The organism is Nostoc sp. (assembly GCF_036919495.1).
GTDB lineage: Bacteria > Cyanobacteriota > Cyanobacteriia > Cyanobacteriales > Nostocaceae > Nostoc.
In genome coordinates this window covers 121,020-139,879 of sequence record NZ_JBALBZ010000206.1, presented here as the reverse complement: position 1 = coordinate 139,879, position 18,860 = coordinate 121,020, and the positions used below count along the sequence as shown (strand labels likewise).

Annotated in this window: 16 protein-coding genes; 6 read left to right on the top strand and 10 right to left on the bottom strand. The window is 42.0% G+C overall.

Going from position 1 to position 18,860, the window contains the following annotated elements; all coding sequences use genetic code 11:
• Positions 1-75 precede the first annotated feature (75 nt).
• Positions 76-1,995: a cation:proton antiporter gene (locus V7K25_RS28990; protein WP_335162989.1), complete on the top strand. Its 1,920-nt coding sequence runs from the start codon at positions 76-78 to the stop codon at positions 1,993-1,995.
• 171 nt (positions 1,996-2,166) lie between these two features.
• Here the strand turns inward: V7K25_RS28990 and V7K25_RS28985 are convergent, their stop codons facing one another.
• Both V7K25_RS28985 and V7K25_RS28980 read right to left on the bottom strand, forming a co-directional pair.
• Positions 2,167-2,826: a cytochrome b N-terminal domain-containing protein gene (locus tag V7K25_RS28985; protein ID WP_335162987.1), complete on the bottom strand. Its 660-nt coding sequence runs from the start codon at positions 2,824-2,826 to the stop codon at positions 2,167-2,169.
• Positions 2,827-3,346: 520 nt separating this feature from the next.
• Positions 3,347-4,042: an esterase/lipase family protein gene (locus tag V7K25_RS28980; protein ID WP_335163187.1), complete on the bottom strand. Its 696-nt coding sequence runs from the start codon at positions 4,040-4,042 to the stop codon at positions 3,347-3,349.
• Positions 4,043-4,678: 636 nt separating this feature from the next.
• Between V7K25_RS28980 and V7K25_RS28975 the strand changes: the two genes are divergently transcribed.
• Positions 4,679-6,250, top strand: a complete 1,572-nt coding sequence (locus tag V7K25_RS28975) for a hypothetical protein (RefSeq protein ID WP_335162985.1) — start codon at positions 4,679-4,681, stop codon at positions 6,248-6,250.
• A 254-nt stretch (positions 6,251-6,504) separates the two neighbouring features.
• On the opposite strand, the gene petJ is transcribed toward V7K25_RS28975, so the two are convergent.
• The 4 genes from petJ to V7K25_RS28955 all read right to left on the bottom strand — a co-directional run bounded on the left by petJ (position 6,505) and on the right by V7K25_RS28955 (position 8,749).
• Positions 6,505-6,849 carry a cytochrome c6 PetJ gene (gene petJ / locus V7K25_RS28970; RefSeq protein ID WP_335162983.1) on the bottom strand — a complete coding sequence of 115 codons (345 nt, stop codon included), beginning with the start codon at positions 6,847-6,849 and terminating at the stop codon, positions 6,505-6,507.
• Between the two features lie 252 nt (positions 6,850-7,101).
• Positions 7,102-7,521, bottom strand: a complete 420-nt coding sequence (petE, locus tag V7K25_RS28965) for a plastocyanin (protein WP_335162981.1) — start codon at positions 7,519-7,521, stop codon at positions 7,102-7,104.
• Positions 7,522-7,906: 385 nt separating this feature from the next.
• Positions 7,907-8,398 carry a photosystem II cytochrome c-550 gene (psbV, locus tag V7K25_RS28960; protein ID WP_335162979.1) on the bottom strand — a complete coding sequence of 164 codons (492 nt, stop codon included), beginning with the start codon at positions 8,396-8,398 and terminating at the stop codon, positions 7,907-7,909.
• Between the two features lie 132 nt (positions 8,399-8,530).
• Positions 8,531-8,749, bottom strand: a complete 219-nt coding sequence (locus tag V7K25_RS28955) for a hypothetical protein (protein ID WP_100899960.1) — start codon at positions 8,747-8,749, stop codon at positions 8,531-8,533.
• Positions 8,750-9,340: 591 nt separating this feature from the next.
• On the opposite strand from V7K25_RS28955, the gene V7K25_RS28950 reads away from it, so the two are divergent.
• Complete coding sequence (locus tag V7K25_RS28950) at positions 9,341-10,771, top strand: MFS transporter (RefSeq protein ID WP_335162976.1); 1,431 nt, start codon at positions 9,341-9,343, stop codon at positions 10,769-10,771.
• A gap of 90 nt (positions 10,772-10,861) precedes the next feature.
• Here V7K25_RS28950 and accD read toward each other — a convergent pair whose 3' ends face one another.
• The 4 genes from accD to leuB all read right to left on the bottom strand — a co-directional run bounded on the left by accD (position 10,862) and on the right by leuB (position 15,161).
• On the bottom strand, positions 10,862-11,812 hold the full coding sequence (accD, locus tag V7K25_RS28945; protein WP_335162974.1) for an acetyl-CoA carboxylase, carboxyltransferase subunit beta: 951 nt from the start codon (positions 11,810-11,812) through the stop codon (positions 10,862-10,864).
• A 960-nt stretch (positions 11,813-12,772) separates the two neighbouring features.
• Complete coding sequence (locus V7K25_RS28940) at positions 12,773-13,621, bottom strand: prepilin peptidase (protein ID WP_335162972.1); 849 nt, start codon at positions 13,619-13,621, stop codon at positions 12,773-12,775.
• A gap of 102 nt (positions 13,622-13,723) precedes the next feature.
• Entirely contained in the window at positions 13,724-13,984 is a 261-nt protein-coding gene (locus V7K25_RS28935) for a hypothetical protein (RefSeq protein ID WP_229453967.1), read from the bottom strand.
• An 88-nt stretch (positions 13,985-14,072) separates the two neighbouring features.
• Positions 14,073-15,161, bottom strand: coding sequence for a 3-isopropylmalate dehydrogenase (gene leuB, locus V7K25_RS28930; protein ID WP_335162968.1), 1,089 nt, complete (start codon positions 15,159-15,161; stop codon positions 14,073-14,075).
• Positions 15,162-15,523: 362 nt separating this feature from the next.
• Here leuB and V7K25_RS28925 point away from each other — a divergent pair, with 362 nt between their 5' ends.
• The 3 genes from V7K25_RS28925 to purT all read left to right on the top strand — a co-directional run bounded on the left by V7K25_RS28925 (position 15,524) and on the right by purT (position 18,380).
• Positions 15,524-16,378 (top strand): mechanosensitive ion channel family protein, encoded by an 855-nt coding sequence (locus V7K25_RS28925; protein ID WP_335162966.1) that lies wholly within the window; start codon positions 15,524-15,526, stop codon positions 16,376-16,378.
• A gap of 291 nt (positions 16,379-16,669) precedes the next feature.
• Positions 16,670-17,152: a pentapeptide repeat-containing protein gene (locus V7K25_RS28920; protein WP_335162964.1), complete on the top strand. Its 483-nt coding sequence runs from the start codon at positions 16,670-16,672 to the stop codon at positions 17,150-17,152.
• Positions 17,153-17,216: 64 nt separating this feature from the next.
• Positions 17,217-18,380 (top strand): formate-dependent phosphoribosylglycinamide formyltransferase, encoded by a 1,164-nt coding sequence (gene purT / locus V7K25_RS28915; RefSeq protein WP_335162962.1) that lies wholly within the window; start codon positions 17,217-17,219, stop codon positions 18,378-18,380.
• Positions 18,381-18,860 lie beyond the last annotated feature (480 nt).

Sequence of the window (18,860 nt, the reverse complement as noted above, 5' to 3'; positions counted from 1 at the left end):
ATGTTGTACCGTGTAAAGTTAATATCTACGGTTTTTTATAAAAGATTTTGAAATAAATCGCTCAAAATCTACAACATGGAAGCATCTTTTGAAATTACCCTACAGATGGCGATCGCCGTCCTTGCAGGCATTAGCGCCCAAGTGCTGGCTGCATACTTTCGGATACCTAGCATCGTTTTGTTATTGCTGTTAGGCATTCTCTTTGGCTCTGATGGCGTCGGGCTGTTGCATCCCCATTTGCTAGGCACTGGATTGGAAGTTATTGTTGCCCTAGCAACGGCAATCATTTTGTTTGAAGGCGGACTTAACTTGGATCTGCGCGAGTTAGGTAGAGTTTCAGTCAGCTTACAATTGCTCGTCACTCTAGGAACGCTGATCACATTGCTTGGTGGGAGTATGGCTGCTCACTGGCTGGGTGAATTCCCCTGGAAGATAGCTTTTCTCTATGCTTCCATTGTTGTGGTAACAGGCCCAACCGTCGTTGGCCCTTTGCTCAAACAAATCAATGTAGATCGGCAAGTAGCAACACTCTTGGAAGGAGAAGGGGTTTTAATTGACCCTGTAGGGGCTATCCTCGCCTTCGTTGTCCTTGATACGATTTTAAACGGCGATGCTGACCCCATTAATGCGATCGTTGGTTTGCTGATGCGCCTGGCTGTTGGTGCGGCAATTGGTGGTGCTGGCGGTTATCTGATGAGTTTGATTTTCAAACGCGCCAGTTTTCTGTCATTCGAGCTAAAAAACTTAGTGGTATTGGCGATACTTTGGAGCCTGTTCACCTTATCCCAAATCATCCGCAGTGAATCGGGAGTAATGACAACGGTAGTTGCAGGAGCAGTTTTTGCTAACTCCTCAGTCCCAGAAGAACGCCTGTTAAGGAGCTTTAAGGGTCAGCTGACAATTCTCAGCGTCTCGGTGCTGTTCATCTTATTAGCTGCTGATTTATCCATTGCCAGTGTGTTTGCTTTGGGTTGGGGTAGTTTATTCACAGTTTTGGTATTAATGTTTGTCGTTCGCCCAATTAATATCCTCTTGTGTACCTGGAACAGTGACTTAAACTGGCGACAAAAACTGTTTTTAAGCTGGGTTGCTCCTAGAGGAATTGTTGCTGCCTCTGTCGCTTCTTTTTTTGCGATTTCGCTGACACAGCGCGGCATTAACGGCGGTGATTCTATTAAAGCTTTAGTTTTCCTGACAATTATCATGACTGTTGTCTGCCAAGGGCTAACAGCTGGCTGGGTTGCTAAATGGCTGCAAATCACCTCCAAAGACGTAACTGGAGTAGTGATTGTAGGTTGTAATCCGTTAAGTCTTTTGATTGCCCGCTTCTTTCAAGAACGAGGAGAAAACGTGGTCATGATTGATACTGACCCCGAATGTCTTGTGCAAGCTGAGGCGCAAAATCTGCGGGTGATTGCTAGTAGTGGGCTAGATGCTGCTGTTTTGGAAGAGGCAGGGCTTGGCTCTATGGGTACGTTTTTGGCTATGACTAGTAATGGCGAGGTGAATTTTGTTTTGGCTCAACGAGCAGCTGAGGAATTTAAGCCACCGCGCGTCTTAGCTGTTTTCCCTCGCGATCCGCAAGCGAATATTTCGGTTAGTAATAAAGTTAATCAAGCTTTTATCCCAGATTTAGCGATTAAAACTTGGAATGAATATTTGAATGATGGGCGCGTCAAGCTAGGGACAACTACGCTAGATGAGTTGGAGTTTTCTATTCAATGCGATCGCATCCAAGAAAAGATTCGGACTGGGGTGTTGATACCGCTATTGATAGAACGAGAAGAACGTTTACAGGTAATGCCAGCTAACCAAGAGTGGGAAATTGGCGATCGCATTATTTACCTGTTGCATGACCCCAGACCTAGCCTTTTAAAACGTTTATCTGGTGCTACCCAATCCACTCCCCTCTCTCTAGAAAAGTTACCAGAGGTTGAAGACCTATCCCTCGCCCAATTACCTCAATTTTCAGCTAGTGAGGCTCCTGGGGGATGAGGTAGAGGGGCAGGGGAGAAGATGCTGTAATTTCCCACCAATAGAGGATTTCAGAGCAAATAAATTCATTTATTTCAAGATGCATAGCACAAGAAATAATGCGTCCAAGATCAGGCCAATAAATCAATTTAGGGACTTCTGCTCCTTGCCCCCTGCCCCCTTTCCTCTTTATTAGCTTTGGGAAGGAATAAATTCGCCTTCTGGCGGTTGTTGCGAATTATCAATTTCTGGTCTTGGCGTTTCTTGATATATTTCCCATTCTTGCCACAGTAAAGCAGATAAATGAACTATGGCAAGAATTAGGGTTGCTACGGAAATCAGATAACTGTGAATTGTGTAAAGGTGTTGGATAGTAACTGTGTTAATAGCTCCACCCCCAGTTAGGATCTCGCGCAGTTGTCCACCAATAAAAGGAATAGCTTCGATAGTTCCTAGTTCAATGTTAAAACGCCAGTATCCTTCCTGAGTCCAATCTAGGATCATCGCTGTCCAATTAAGTGCGATCGCACTTAGGATCAATAAAATCCCACTAATCCAAGCAGCCAGCCAACTCTTACGAAATTGCCGACCTAAAAACATCACTACAATTTGAATCAGAGCGATCGCAATTACCGCGTTACCAGCAATATCATGCGCTCTCCAAAACAACCAGCCGTATGGCAGTTGTGTATTAATCATCTTCAATGAGTTATAAGCTCCGCCTGCTGTCGGTTCATAGTAAAAAGAAAGCATTACTCCGCTAGAGATATAAATTAAGCACAAAGTCAGAATCACGACCGATATTATCGTCGCTACTCGTTGCAAAATCCTGTCGAACTGGGTGCTTTGCATAGCTCACCCCTCCTGTTCTTAACTAGGTATTTATTACTATTATGATTTTAGCTAAGAAATTTTAATAAATGTTGCATTACTCAAATAAAAATATAGTTTTTTAAATAAAATACATAACACCATTCTCAATGAGCTAATAGCGCGGAAATAAACATACCATTTAAAATGACGCAAGAACTTGAAATACAATACTTTTGACTTTCGCCTTGCGCTACTGGCCCGCCTCAGACTTAAGGGACTTCCAAATAAAAAAATGTTCCAAAACTGAGGCAAAAACTCTCTCTATTTCTTCTCTGTGCGTTCTCTGCGCGGCAGTCGCTCATGGGGGAAACCCCCAAGACCGCGCTGCCTTGTCTCTGTGGTTCGTTTCTTGGAATAATTTATTTCTTGGAAGTCCCTTAAGTCTGAGGCTAATAGCCCAATTCCACTCAAGTGGACTGAAATTGTTTAATAGTCGTTTTTAGACGATAGCCTAGCAATGAATTACTAGACGATTGTTAGGACTAGTATCAGATATCAGTTAAATCAAATATTGCACCCAAGCTTTTAAGGGTTCTGCTGAACCATACCAAATCCCAGGACTTCTCGGAGAATGCCTTACACCTTCAATCACTATATTTTCTGCCCCTTCCAGGTGAGCAGCTTCAATGGGTGTGATTCCATCTCCCCAAGTGTTGCCTTTACCACAGGTTAATTGGTAACTACTGTAAGCTAACCAACTACCGCGTCGCCTTTGGCCAAAGATAGTTTTGCCAGCCACACAAACGTAATTAACGTTTTTGTAAAAAGCTCCTGGGTAGTTATTGGTCACAAAATCTAGATTGGAGCGCGTCCAGCGTTCTTGACTAATATGAGGTGTACCCAAGGTGATGAGAGTAGCAATCAGGGGATGCCCTTCCCAGAGTGATGGTTTGACATTACCGCGTCCTAAATAAGGCTTTTCTCCCATGTAGATGCGGGATATCCAACCTCCTGCTGAGTGAGCAATCAAGTTAATTTGAGTAGCATTATGTTGCTCTAATGTATGCTTGATTGTAAGATCAAGTTGTTGCAGAATTGGCGTTACAGGTCTTCCTCCAATAGTGGGTAGCCAGTCACGCAGTTGTAATGGTACTGTAACGGTTGGAAAATCTAACTGTTCTAAGGATTGTTCTAGTTGGCGGTAAGCGATCGCGCTTTCTAGATATCCAGGTACAATAACTGTCGGTAACGGCATTTTAAATTTTGGATGCAAAGTATTGATGAGGATTTGAACTTTTTTGACGAAGAAGTAGTCAGAAGTCAAAAGTTAGAATTGCGATCGTATGACTAACTCCTTTTATAAAAACCCAAATAGAAATAGCTTTGGTAGGGTTTAAGGCTAGAATTTCAAGAAAATTGTACAATTTGCAACAGATTTAGGGGCTGCTGATGTGGTAGTATTTTCACATAGGGGCTAGTCTTGGATAAATAAGTGTGCCATCTGTTACAGAAGCGTAGTTGATTGGAAAACAGGAGAAAAAACGAGGCAACTTCAAGAGATGTTGTTATCTGCTCAAACTTGCGCTTTCAGTTAAGCTTTAATTAATATCTCGGATATTTATTTTAATTGTGTGCGTCATAACAATAAGAAAAGAAATCCAAAGTAGTCGTTTTTAAAATATCTCTTTAGCAAGCTCAAATTGGAACACATGATACAGCGTCATTAGATCAATTAAAAACTTGAATAAATGGCAATTTTGGCGTTTTTATTGCCAGGATATGAAGTTATTATTTCCTTAGTAGGATGCATATCTCGCAATATCTTGCAAGATAATCAAAAAAGAGAAAAACGCTAGTCAACTGCAACTGAGCCGAGTGAACGATAACAGCTATGTCTTACGTCTCCCTGTTTAGAAATATACCAGAACTTTTAAGCCAGCCAATTGGGATAGCAGCTATAGCTTCTATTGGCATCCACGGTGCGATCGCGATGATTGTGCCATTGATGCCTATGGATTCTAACAAACCCAAAGATACAGCATCATCAAAAACAGTTGGACTTTTGGAATTGAGCCAAGCCGACCAAAGCCGTTTGCCGCAAAGCACGCCCCAAGTTGGTTTACAACAACTTCCTCCAATAGCGCCACTTTCTGCTCCCAACTTTAGTGCCCAAACTCTATTACCTCCAGTGGCGCCAGCGCCATCCAGTCAGTTAGTACTGCCTCCGCTACCCGCATCATCAAATAACTATCGAGTTTCGTCTTTGCCTACAAGGCAGTCTTTGCGGATGATTCCTAGTAATAATTTGCGATTTGATGCCTCTAAATTCGATAGTTCTAAATTCAATAACAGCCCTAAATTTAATACCAGCCCTAAATTCTCTCCAGCAACTTCTCCTGTGAATGTCAGTGAGAGCAAATACGAAGCACCTCAGCCTCTTGCTGTAAATAGATTACCAGAATTGCAATCGCAGAAAATACCTGATGATATTCTGCAAAATACCCAATCTCCAAACCTACCTGGCACTAGCCCCATTACAACAGCACAGGTAAATACGATACCACAGATGGCGCAATCGGTTAATAATGGGTCTAGAATTGCTCAAAACCCGTTGATAACTTCTCTAAAACAAGCTCCAAGGGCTGGGGATAGCTTAACTTTAATTAGAGGAACTGCGTCACAAGCACCCGATTTATCTGCCAAAGGAACTCAACTGGCTATAGCACAGCTAGACTCTTACGCAAACCTGAGAAAAGAAGTCCAGCAACAATACCCCAACGCCGAACAAAAACCAGTTATTCGCCAAACGTTACCTACGAAAAAGCCGAATCTTGAAGGTGCTGTTTTGGGTGTATTAGTGGTAGATGCTGATGGTAAAGTCTTAGATATCAAGTTTCAAGATAAGTTAGTTTCCCCGGAATTGAAATCAGAAGCAAGGGAATACTTCAACAAGCAATCCCCCAAGGGAGATAAACGGATTAGTTCCTATCCATTTAACCTAAGTTTCCAAAACAACATTAGCAACACCACTGGGACTACTCAATTATCTGCACCAGGAATCAATAACAATCAGCTTACCCCCAAACCATTTCCTGAACTGCGAATCAGAAATAATCAGCCTGCTTTCTCACCAACAGCTGCTCCCAGACCATTATCTGAACTACCAATCAGAAATAACCAGCCTGCATCCTTTTCACCAGGTACTCTTAAACCATTATCTGCAACGGGAGTCAATAGCAATCAACCTACGACTTCACCAGCAGTTACTTCTGAACCATTCCCTGAACTGCACATCAGAAATAACAAGTTCATGCCTTCATCGGCGGTTACTACTTCCGAATCATTATTGTTGCCAAGAGTCAATAAGAATCAGCTAACACCCTCTACTGAATCGGATGGAAAATTAATAGAACAGTTGCGTGAATTGAAGGAAAACAGACAAATGTCTAATCCAGACAAATAATTACCAGATGGTTATTTTGGATTAAGATACAAGCTCAATGGCACAGCAATTTGAAAGCTAGTACTTTCTGAGCATTGGCATAGTTGCCTTTTATTCAGCCCACCCCAGGTTATAAAGTACGGGATGGGCTGATTTTTATTGGCAAGTGCCTAAACTGTTAGTTGTTTAGGTGTTAGTGTTAAGCCAACACCTAAGCAGCAAAGGATAGTAAATATAAAACTAAAGCGTAAAGCAGGTTAGGGAACACTCTTTCTTTACCAGCCTTGTTCTGCATTCTGAAAAACGTAACCAGCTACCTCCAGAATCTCCTCAGAACTTAACTTACCTTTAAAGGCAGGCATGGCATTTTTACCATTTTGTACTTGGTGGATAATCGCCTCGATTGAGTCGCGATCATAATTTTCTAAGTACTTTAACAATGCTTCCTTTTTCAAGGTTTTCTGGCTAATAAGGATATTACCGCCACCTATATGGCAAGAAGCACAGTTAGCCTCGAAAATTTTAGCACCGTTAGATATTTCGGCAGCTAGTGCTGGACTAATGAATGTCAATTTGAATAGAGCGATCGCCAACAGTAGAATTAATAAAAGTATTCTCAACAGAATTTCCTCGCAACAAGCCTCCAGCAAGAGTATAAACGCGATTAATGCCTGATTAAGTCAAGTTTGATCAAAATTGGCGGTAACGAGTTTACTCCTCTATTGCCACAGGTTACTTAGCGTCTTAGGGGAGGATAAGACTCGTTACCGCCATTTATCCATTGTATGCGTCACTCTAGGAGTGTGATGTGTTGCTATGAGATAATTTCAGAGAATAAAAGCTCAGAAAATCATCTCGTGTGAATGAGGACTCTAGCCTTGGACAGTGATTGTACCAACCATGCCAGCACCACGGTGGGGTTCGCAGTAGAAGGTGTAGTCACCAGCAGGTGCCTCTGCGGGGAAGGTGGTTGTTTCCTTTTGACCAGCACTCATCAGCAAATTCTTATGAGACAGAGATTTGGCTAAAGCGGCATCCTTGGCGGGGTTTTTGGCAGCATCAAACACAACATTATGGGGAGGAACTTTATTGTTGACCCATTCAATTGTGTCACCTGCTTTAATTGTCAACTTTTTCGGTTCAAATGCCAGCATTCCTTTATCGCTACCCAATTTCACCTTGTAGGTTTCAGCCGAAGCACTGGGAGTAAAAACAGCAAAGCTGCTAACAACTAAAAGGATTGTCAACACAGCTAAACTAAGACGTCTCCAGCTTGCCGAAATCAATTTCATGGCTCTCTCCTAACAAACAATTTTTTTTCCTTTCTCATTTTAAATAAAATCAACACCAAAGTATGACAATCTGTCATAGATACATTTTTTTTTTAACAATAGGGAGAAATTTATTGCAAAAAGCTGTGTAATCAGTAATAAATACTAGACTGCGATAGCCCAAAAAGGTTGTGAATAAAGGCAAACGGTAAAATGAGAGATTTTTATTTTTCTTTAGGAATATTTTGACTTTTGAAAAATTTTTGTGCTGCTGTAAGAATGAAAGCAGCAAAACTTTAGTGAAAACTGGGGAATGGGGAATGGGGAATGGGGAATAAGGAATGCCATACCCTATGCCCTATGCCCTATGCCCTATGCCCCAATGACTCAGCACTAATTTCAGGATTTAGTAATAGATTTTTCCGCCTCCCCACTTAGTGCCAACAATTTTGGGTTGTAAGAGAATATGACCGGCGACCGCCTCCAAGTCATCATCTGTCAGATTTCGCATTTCTGTGAAAATATCTGCGCTTTTGATACTAGGGTGGATTTCGGAAATCTCTTCTTCCCCGTCGTAAGTAGTGGGATTTTTCAGATAATCCACCAAGCCTTCAATGTTATTACGGTCGGGTGTTGCCAGTGCCAGGTCTTCTGGAGTGAGTCCTACGTTCTGATTTGTTTTGGTAACTCCCCCAGCATGACATTGGGCGCAAGCGTAATTAAATAAACGTTTGCCTTCTTTGACTTGTTTAAGGCTAAGTACGACAGTATCACCCTGAGTATTTAATGGCACTGTCCGGGTAGCTTTGTCGAGTTCCACTGCTGTCGCGCTACCAACAAGCAACTGAAACGAGAGTAAAACAGTAACCACAACAACGCCAATTAGTCTTCTAAACATGTTTCCCCTTAAAAATTTTAACGCTCGACACAGCTAAGAAAGCGATTCTCAATCTCCAAGCTGCTAATTGCTAATGACTGATTGTTTTTTATCATTAGCTATCAATGATTAGCCAAAGCCTGAGATAACCCTTCAGGTGACCTCGCGATCATCGCCCATCGAGTCGCTAGTACCTTTTGGGCGTATTTCAGACGATATTTGGGAAATAATTGCCTTTGCATCTTCTAACGCCAAACGAGTCTTTTGGTGTTTGTAAGGAATTCCCAGTTGGTTGCACAGAGAAAACACTTTTTCTACAGGAATGCTGTAGTCGGCTGCTATCTCTGCGATTGATAGGTCTGCAAAACCCATAATGCTTGTTAACTGATAGATAGAGATTGAGTCGCTGTAATACCAATATCACGTTAGGAGTGCAATTTGTTGCCCAAAATACTGTTTGGGAATCGGGAGGGGGAGTGGGGAGAGCAGAGGGAGCAGGGGAAGAACTTTTAACTTTTAATTAATTACATTTAGGAAAATTAACGAAAAACTGCCGCATCATGAAGATGAAAGTGGCATTAACCATGCTATGGACAATCATCCTTTGGTCAAATCCGTTCGTCTCCAAAAAGTCGCTGCTGAATTAAGGTGATGGCAACAATCGCTGCTGCTAACAAAAATGCGTACCTAGCACGGTGTAGCGTAGTTAACTACCGCCAATAATGACGATCGCGATCGCCAATCCCAAAAAATTAAGTAATCTTTTCTTGACCACAGACAAATAACAGTCTCTCTTATTACTTGTACCTTGTGTTATTAAGGAGTGAGATTTTACTTATTTGAAATTTTGGTTGAAAATTGCAAGCTAAAATAACGAAAACTTATCAAGAATGCTGATGAAAGCATACTGAGTTTCTCAACAACCGGATTTATGTCAGGATGTTTTACTCATAAACATACATTATGGATTTTGTTCAGGTTGAAACAACTGCACCACGGACTCTAGAAATTCCCCAGATTGCCTTACCGCCCACAGCACTTTCTCCAACCTCTCGAATTCCCAAGGATGCGATTCGCACTAGTTTAAAAGCCTCCACTACAGATTCTGTCTTAGCAGCGGTTTACTCTCTTGGAACTGGCGGGATTTTACTCAGCAATTTTTTGGTGGAATTGGGTGCTAGTCCAGTGGTATTTGGGATGCTGTGCTCTATCCCCATGTTGGTCAATCTTATTCAGCCGTTGGGTGCTTACTTGTCTGAACGTAGCACCAGCCGCTTTCAATATTCTCTTCGGACACACGGAATTGGTCGGCTGCTATGGCTGGTTCTAGTAATCGGTATTGTCGGCATCACCTTGGGCGTGATTAATACTCACCAGTTAGTCATGTTGACACTCTTGATTGTTCTATTCAGCAATCTTTTGGGAGGATTAGGAGCGGCATCGTGGCTAAGTTGGGTAGCAATGATAGTTCCCCGGCAATTGCGAGGCAGGTATTTTGGGATACGCAATAGTGCTGCTAGCCTCGCCAATTTGATTTGCGTACCAATAGCCGGTCTAGTTGTATCACATTGGTATGGTGGAAGTATTCAAGGCTATGGGGTGGTTCTGCTGGTAGGTATAGTGTTTGGGATTGTGGGATTGGGGTGTCAATATTTTCAGGTAGATATGAATCCGCAATCGCAAAACACTTCTTATGGCAAGTTACCTCAAACAAATGAGATTCAACAAGAGGCAAGAGACCTCTTAGCTGGGAACAAGGGGGATAGTTCAGATGGGGATTCGACCCCACCTGTTGCGCCAGCTTCCAGTATCTGGAAAAACTCTAACTTTTTGAGATTTCTGCTGTATTTCAGCTTCTGGGCCCTTGCTGTTAACCTCAGTAGTCCTTTTTTTAACCTCTATATGCTCGACACGCTCGATTTAGACGTGAGCTATGTGACTATCTACAACAGCCTTCAGGCGGCGGCAACTTTGCTGATGCTCATCGTGTGGGGCAAATTAGCAGACAAGATAGGTAATCGTCCCATCCTGATCTGTATAGGGATTTTGGTTGCAGCCACACCACTGCTTTGGGTGGGGATTGGTGCTGATCGCCTTGACATTTGGTTGTGGTTACCCCTGTTACACATCTTGGCTGGAGGTACTTGGGCGGCGATTGACTTGTGTAACAACAATATACAATTAGCGATCGCACCAATTAAAAATCAGTCTATCTATTTTGCGATCGCAGCTGCCGTTGCTGGAGTGAGTGGTGCTTTAGGCACAACTATAGGCAGCCTCATCGTCCAATTTGCTCAGTTTGGAGGCTTACTGGGGTTGTTCGCCGTCTCTAGTCTATTTCGACTAGCAGCGCTTATCCCACTACTTTTTGTCAAAGAGCCAGAGAGAGCATGAAGGAAGCAAAACATTAGAAGTTAGGAGTGAGGAGTTATGAATTTTACACTCATGACTCTTCACTCCTAGCTCATCACTTTTGACTTTTGACTATTCTGCGGCGGAAGAAGTCAAGGACATTGTTTCCCACAGCACCATCTGAGGTGTTGTTAGTACAGGCTGGTGTAGGGCAATCAGCTGGGTTAGGGTGTTCTTTAATTGGGTACGGGGTACGATATCATCAACAAAACCGTGCAGGAGTAAATCTTCAGCAGTCTGGAAATTCTCGGGTAATTTTTCTCGCAAGGTTTGCTCAATTACTCGCCGACCGGCAAAACCAATGGTTGCCTTGGGTTCTGCCAAAATGATATCACCCAACATCGCAAAGCTAGCGGTAACGCCGCCCGTTGTGGGATTGGTTAATACAGGAATATATAATAATCGCGCATCTTTATGGCGCTGTAGGGCTGCGGAGATTTTCGCCATCTGCATCAAGGAGAGCATTCCTTCTTGCATTCTCGCGCCACCAGAGGTGCAGACGATCACAACAGGATAGCGCCGTTGAGTGGCTTGCTCAATCATGCGGGTGAGTCTTTCTCCCACAACGGAACCCATGCTACCACCCATGAAGCGGAAGTCCATAACCCCAAGGGCAATGGGCAAACTATTGATTTGACCTAAACCAGTTTTAACCGCGTCTATTAAGCCAATTTTCTCTTGCATTTCCCGCAAGCGATCGCTGTAGGGTTTGCGATCGCGAAATTCCAACGGATCGCTTGGACGTAAATGCTCGTCTAGCGGTTTCCAGGTATTATGATCTATCAATTGACGGATGCGCTCATCGCTGTCTACCCGATTGTGATGACCACATTCAGTACAAACCATCTGGTTGGCTTTCAGGTCTTTTGTATATGCCAACACACTGCATTTAGAACATTTATGCCATAGCCCATCAGCAATTTCACGCTCTTGGCGCTCGAGGCTGGTAGATCCTGACTTCCGTCGATTTGCAAACCAATCAAATAGAGACTTTAAACCGCGTGATTCTTCGTTGTTAGCCATTTTTTATTTTATTTTAAGTGGGTATGAGGTCGAAAACATGTCAAGCCGTATCGGATTATCCTTAGCCTTTCGTCATTTGTCTTTACTAATGACTAATAGCTACATCGTCAAACTACGCTTTTAAGCAATTCAGACCTTAATTTTCATCTTTGGTTGCCAGCTTAACGAAAATACTTATGCCAATACAAGTCTCTTGCTCTTTTTTCAGCAGACTTAATTATATGGACATACTGACAAAGCCATGAGAATATCAACCTCCAAATAAGATGCTTTCCCCCTCCTACCCAAATCAATGATTTGTATTGCTAGGTTATGATCAATCAGCATCTGTTGCACTAGTTGTGATTGCCAACGATAATCGTCGTTAACGGATTACGGAAGTCCCCACCTTCTCTGCAAGACCTAACTTGAACAATGTATTCATAAGGTGGGGATTGTGAGCAGCTGATGACGATTGCATCCAGGATATATAAGGAATACCGATTTCTCGGATATTATAGTTAGTGTCTTGACCATCAATGCCACAAGCGAAAACCAAGCTTATAGGTATATGTTGCAAGAAAACCCTTCCCTACGGGACGCTACGCGTAGCTTGCTTCTCCGTTCGCGCAGCGTCCCGCAGGGAAGGAGTAAGGCAGAGCTATGGGTAAAAAATTTGGGTCTTGGGAATCAGGATTTCTGCCCTTGGAGGGATGTTAGTAGAATGGAACTACGGAGTTCTCTTGATATTCCTGATGAATTGGGAGAGCTACATCCGTTTAGACGGCAGGGTAGTTCACAAGGGTAATACAAGTCACAAGCTGAATATTATCAAAATATCAAGGGTAGATGGGGTAATGCTGGTTACAGTCACGAACTATAAATATTTATTATGAATGGGCATTGGGCATGGAGAAGAGGCAGAGGGGCAGGAGGAAGGGTGCAGAGGAGAGGAATTTTCCCCCTGCTCCCCACTCCAGTTCAAGATGCTGGAAAGAATAACCGCAGGTAGCTAGACAAAAGGGCTTCGCCGCTAAATAGAGTAATCACAGATCCTAAAGCCAGAAAAGGGCCAAAAGGCATCTTTTGTCCTAACCTTGGTAGCGATGTCTCTTGACTTGCAGTTTTGCGTCTACCCATAATTACACTGCTGCCAATTAACGCTCCTAGTACACAAGCAATAAAACTAGCTAAGAGCAAATATTTCCAGCCTAACCAGCCTCCCATCATGGCTGCTAACTTGGCATCACCTGCACCCATTACAGTTTTACCAAAAGCAATTGAACCCAATAGAGCGATCGCATCAAATAGCCATAAGCCCAATACTGCACCTACTATTGCCATCATCAGGTGATTTACCAATGCCACGAAACTAGCCTCTGGTAAAAAACCAACCACCATTTGAAACAAAATTCCCACCACCAAACCCGACTGAGTAAGTGGATTGGGTAAAGTCATTGTATCTAGGTCGATAAGCGATAGCGCCAATAACCAACTACAAAAAGCCCAATAGCCTATTGTTAAAGTCGAAACTTGGAATACCAAAAAAACTAGTAAAAAAATTATGCCCGTTACCCCTTCTACCACAGGATAACGGACAGAAATTTTGCTTTTGCAATATCGACAGCGTCCTCTTAACGAAATCCAGCCAAATACTGGTACATTGTCGTAAGCTTTTAGCTGGTTTAAGCATTTAGGACAACGAGAGGGCGGCCAAAGAATTGACAACCCAGCAGGTAGCCGATAAACAATAACGTTGATAAAACTGCCAATAGATGCACCTAAAGCAAAGACCATTACACTCGCCAAAATGGCGAACAAAATGTCCATACAATCATTTGTCCTTTGTCATTTGTCCTGTGTCATTTGTCGTTTATCTTTTGTCCTTTGTCGAGAACTAATGACCAATGACTAATGACCAATGACCAATAACTAATACATGTGCGATTCTATTTGACTCAAGGGCACAAAACATTCTTGAGGTAAAAGAACTGGTTGGTTAGTAAAAATAACTTTACCTCGATGAGTCACACGATTAATTGCTACACCGGAAGGTTGCCCAGCTATTTCGGGATGTACTTCACAGTGAGTATAGTATATCTGCCCGGCGGCTCTGATTAGGGCGGGATCAATCAAAGGCGATTGGTTCTTTGGGGCGGTAAAATTTACTTGACCTTGTCGTAATGCGTACACTATCGACTGTTATTTGATTGCTAGATTTCCCTTTAGTCTACCCGAAACTTATAGCAAAGGTTGCCAAATTGCCCAAGTGGCATTTTAATTATTTTTTTTCGAGAGCTAAAATCAGTGCATCGCCCATAGCGCGGCAACCTAAAAGGTTTTTTCCTGGAGAGATTATATCTCCGGTGCGATCGCCTTGTTCTAAAACTTGCAATACGGCTTGTTCGATGTGATCTGCCGCTTTTGGTTGGTCTAAACCGTAGCGTAACATCATTGCCACACTCAAAACCTGTGCTAAAGGATTTGCCTTATCAAGTCCGGCAATATCTGGGGCGGAACCGTGGACTGGTTCAAATACACCAGGCCCAGAAGCGCCTAAACTAGCTGAGGGTAACATCCCAATACTACCTGTGAGCATGGCAGCAGCATCAGAAAGAATATCACCAAACAAATTGCCTGTGACAATAGTATCGAACTGCTTGGGAGCGCGTACCAACTGCATAGCAGCATTATCTACATATAAATGAGAGAGTTCGATATCTGGATATTCTTGTGAAAGTTGGGTGATGCGATCGCGCCATAACTGAGATACTTCTAATACGTTCGCCTTATCCACCGAACAAAGTTTTCCGCCACGTTTGCGGGCTGCTTCAAACGCGACTCGTCCAATGCGTTCGATTTCCGATTCGCTGTAAACCATTGTATTTACACCGCGTTTCTCACCAGTTTCTGTGGCAAAAATCCCTTTAGGTTTACCGAAGTAAATCCCGCCAGTGAGTTCACGCACCACCATAATATCCACGCCTTCCACAATTTCGCGTTTCAAAGTTGAGGCGTCGATTAACTGGGGCAAAATTTTCGCTGGGCGCAAATTGGCAAATAATCCCAAACCTGCACGTAGCCCTAACAAACCTGCTTCTGGGCGTAAATTTGATGGCAGAGAATCCCACTTATAACCACCAATGGCAGCGAGTAATACAGCATCACTGTTACGGCAGGTATCTAGAGTAGCAGATGGTAGGGGTTCCCCTGTGGCATCAATTGCTGCACCACCAATAAGGGCTTCTTGGAATTCAAACTTCAGATCAAATTGCTTCCCTACGACTTTCAGCACATCTACCGCCACTGCCATAATTTCAGGGCCAATGCCATCGCCGGGTAGTAGAGTAATGCGGTAGTTCTGGGTCATAGCTGATTATTACTAGGTAAATGCTTATAGATTAAATATCATACCTAGCAAAATGTACCGATGGAGTTTTTAATTTATTTACTATGATGTCTCTTGAATTTTTAGGGCAGGCAAGACTTCGGCGTGAGTGCTACTTCTCTAGGAGAGGCTCGCCAACGATAACGCTCAGTACAAATCAGTCTAATGCTGTCTACCGCAAAAGAAAGCATTTATATTCATTCAAAAATTTTCAGACATTCTCTGAGAACCCTTTGTTTTTTGACTGCATAGCATACCAAAAATTAAAAAAAAGTATTTATAGGAGATTTTTATTTAATTCATTGTATGTTTATTGTGTTTAATAATTCACAAACAAAAAAATTATGGATTTCAGGCAAATTAGCGTAGTTGCTAGTCAACTATTAACTCTGTTTGGGCTGAAAATTTTAGGTGCGATCGCTCTGTGGCTGATTGCTCAACGCTTGATTGATTTTGCATTAAAGCTGGCGCGACGTGCTTTTCGAAGCCAACAGGTTGATCCAACACTCATTAACTATTTTCTGAATATCATTGGCGTTACGTTGAGAATTATTCTAGTTGTGGCAATTCTCGGCTTCTTTGGGGTTGAAACAACTTCCTTTGCTGCATTGTTAGCAGGAGCTGGTATTGCAATTGGTGCAGCATGGGGGGGACTATTGGCGAACTTTGCAGCCGGAGCTTTTTTAATCGTTTTTCGACCATTCAAAGTTGGTGATTTCATCACAACAGCAGGTGTCATAGGCACTGTTACAGAACTTGGACTGTTCACAACTAGTATTAATACACCTGATAACGTATTGACGATTATTGCCAATAATAAAATCTTTGCTGATAATATCCAGAATTTTTCTGCCAATCCTTACCGCCGGGTTGATCTAGTGGCGCAACTCCATCATGATGTCAAACATAACGAAGCGATCGCACTTTTAAAAGCGAAAATTAGCCAAATTCCTAATGTTCTTCAAAATCCAGCACCGGATGTTGAAATTCAGAATTTCAACTTTGCAGGGCCTGTACTAGCAGTACGTCCTTATTGCAATAATGACCACTACTGGCAGGTTTACTTCGACACTAATAAAGCTATCCGTGAAACCTTTAACGAAGCTGGATATCCAGTTCCCGAATACCGTTATGCAATTAATGGTTCGTCTGGTAATGGGATTAATAACGTTATCCCACCACTATCAGAAATAACTTGATACTAGAGGAAAAAATGAAGGTTTAATTTGCAAGGTTTTCCTAAGTAGCAGAATAAGAATTAATAAGTAGGTAGAGCGTATGCTTTACCTACTTTTGCTAAATTATGACCTATTCCAAACCTTGATGAAGGCAATCACCGAATGTCCGCAAGCATTCATCATTACTCCATTTGCTGTACCACCGACCGCAGACGCTATAAAAGGTATCATTATCGGTATTATTATCTATTATTTGCTTACATTATCTGTTAATTTTTTTATTGACACAAGTATCACGAAAATCTGAAAATCATGTTAAATATCCCTACTCAAGACCTACGCCATACAGCTATTCAGTTTTTAGAACAAAGTCCCCCACAGCGTCTACAAATTCTTAAGCAACTGGGCATAGCTCGTTATGACTTTTTAACTAAAATACGACTAAATGAAGCAAATATCATTTGTATGATGCGATTTTTAAAATATCCGAGTCAGCTAAAGTTTCCTAATCTTATTGGAGCAGATTTATCTGGGTTAATTTTAGATGGTATAAACTTCATTCGAGGAAACTTATCAGAAGCAAATCTGCAAAATATTAGTTTAGTAAATGCAGACCTATTATTCGTAAATTTTACAAAAGCTGACTTGAGAAATGCTGATTTACGAGGTGCAACTCTGAATGAGACTATTTGGTTAGAGACTTTAGTAGATAAGTGTCAGCTTGGCGAAGGTATTGGTCTAAATGAACTGCAACGTCAAGATTTACAACTACGCGGAGCTAGATTTAATTCTTGAAAAAATGGTAATGAAAACACAAAAAATTATAAGATGATTAAATTGAAATTGGCTGGATAAGTTAATGAGTATTAAGTTACCCCAAAAATTGATGTTGCTGGGTTCAGGAGAACTAGGCAAAGAATTTGCGATCGCTGCTCAACGTCTTGGTAATTATGTGATTGCCGTTGACCGCTACGCTAATGCTCCAGCGATGCAAGTTGCTGATGCTTATGAAGTTATTTCTATGCTCAGTGCTGATGATTTAGAAGCTGTAGTAAAAAAACATCAGCCAGATTTTATTATACCAGAAATTGAAGCAATCAGAACAGAAAAACTGATTGAATTTGAGCAGCAAGGGATTACAGTTATACCGACTGCGGCTGCCACTAACTATACAATGAACCGCGATAGAATTCGGGAACTGGCGCATCAACAATTAGGCATCAGAACGGCTAAATATGGGTATGCAACAACTCTAAAAGAATCGATTGCAGTTTCTGATGAAATTGGGTTTAGTAATGTTGTTAAACCTGTGATGTCATCCTCTGGTAAGGGTCAGTCTGTAGTGCAGGAGAAGAGTGAAGTTGAGAAGGCTTGGAATTATGCGATCGCTAATTCTAGAGGGGACAGTCAAAAGGTCATCGTAGAAGAATTTATTAACTTTGAAATTGAGATAACTTTACTAACAATTAAACAGTGGAATGCACCCACTCTTTTCTGTTCTCCTATTGGTCATCGCCAAGAACGAGGAGATTATCAAGAATCGTGGCAACCCGCAGAAATTTCTGAAGACAAAATATTAAAAGCTCAAGAAATAGCCATCAAAGTTACTGATGCTTTAGGAGGAGCCGGAATTTTTGGCGTTGAGTTTTTCATTACCAAAGATGAAGTGATTTTTTCTGAACTTTCTCCCAGACCTCACGATACGGGAATGGTGACATTAATCTCACAAAATCTCAATGAATTTGAACTACATCTGCGAGCAATTTTAGGCTTGCCAATTCCTCATATAGAACTGCTAGGAGCATCAGCCAGTGCGGTAATTTTAGCCTCAGAAAAATCTGATTCTATTGCTTTTAATGGAGTAGCCGATGCTTTGTCAGAAAAAGATGTAGATATTAGATTATTTGGCAAACCTAATGCTCATCCATATCGGCGAATGGGCGTAGCTTTAGCGAAGGGTGTGAATGTTCAAGAGGCAAGGGAAAAGGCTACTAAAGCTGCAAGTAAAATCACAATTATCTAATTCCCCTAGAGGCGCATGTGGTCATTAGTGTCAAATTAAGCTTATAACTTAACACCATAAATCTTTGGGGTTCGCTCTAATAGCGCCCTTAAAAAGCTTGTCGTTAACCACATTTGTGTAACAGTCAAAGTTTCGCGCTTACCCAATATCCCGCCCAGAACTTAAGTTCTGGGCTGATAGCTAAAGTCCACTCAAGTGGACTGAAATTTTCCATTTTACATGGCTGAAAATTTTGTATTTAGTCCTCTTGAGAGGACTTTAACTATTAGCCTTGGAATTTATTCCGAGGCGGGAATGGTAATAAGCTGTTGCGCCTTTAATTTGCACTAATATTTTTTCAAGATGATTGTGGGGTGGGCATCCTGCCCGCCCTGATAATGCAAGTTATATACGTAACAGCTTACCGTTTCTTTATAAAGCTGCGCCAAATCTCTTAATTTCTTATTTCTTCTCTTCGAGACGCTTCTCTACGAGAGGCTT

Bases quoted from the DNA above. Each gene is read 5' to 3' on its own strand.
- V7K25_RS28925 (WP_335162966.1), top strand. From the start codon at position 15,524: ATGGATTTCAGGCAAATTAGCGTAGTTGCTAGTCAACTATTAACTCTG.
- V7K25_RS28985 (WP_335162987.1), bottom strand. From the start codon at position 2,826: ATGCAAAGCACCCAGTTCGACAGGATTTTGCAACGAGTAGCGACGATA.
- V7K25_RS28990 (WP_335162989.1), top strand. From the start codon at position 76: ATGGAAGCATCTTTTGAAATTACCCTACAGATGGCGATCGCCGTCCTT.
- V7K25_RS28975 (WP_335162985.1), top strand. From the start codon at position 4,679: ATGTCTTACGTCTCCCTGTTTAGAAATATACCAGAACTTTTAAGCCAG.
- petE (WP_335162981.1), bottom strand. From the start codon at position 7,521: ATGAAATTGATTTCGGCAAGCTGGAGACGTCTTAGTTTAGCTGTGTTG.
- leuB (WP_335162968.1), bottom strand. From the start codon at position 15,161: ATGACCCAGAACTACCGCATTACTCTACTACCCGGCGATGGCATTGGC.
- purT (WP_335162962.1), top strand. From the start codon at position 17,217: ATGAGTATTAAGTTACCCCAAAAATTGATGTTGCTGGGTTCAGGAGAA.
- V7K25_RS28950 (WP_335162976.1), top strand. From the start codon at position 9,341: ATGGATTTTGTTCAGGTTGAAACAACTGCACCACGGACTCTAGAAATT.
- V7K25_RS28940 (WP_335162972.1), bottom strand. From the start codon at position 13,621: ATGGACATTTTGTTCGCCATTTTGGCGAGTGTAATGGTCTTTGCTTTA.
- V7K25_RS28955 (WP_100899960.1), bottom strand. From the start codon at position 8,749: ATGGGTTTTGCAGACCTATCAATCGCAGAGATAGCAGCCGACTACAGC.
- V7K25_RS28920 (WP_335162964.1), top strand. From the start codon at position 16,670: ATGTTAAATATCCCTACTCAAGACCTACGCCATACAGCTATTCAGTTT.
- V7K25_RS28980 (WP_335163187.1), bottom strand. From the start codon at position 4,042: ATGCCGTTACCGACAGTTATTGTACCTGGATATCTAGAAAGCGCGATC.
- accD (WP_335162974.1), bottom strand. From the start codon at position 11,812: ATGGCTAACAACGAAGAATCACGCGGTTTAAAGTCTCTATTTGATTGG.
- psbV (WP_335162979.1), bottom strand. From the start codon at position 8,398: ATGTTTAGAAGACTAATTGGCGTTGTTGTGGTTACTGTTTTACTCTCG.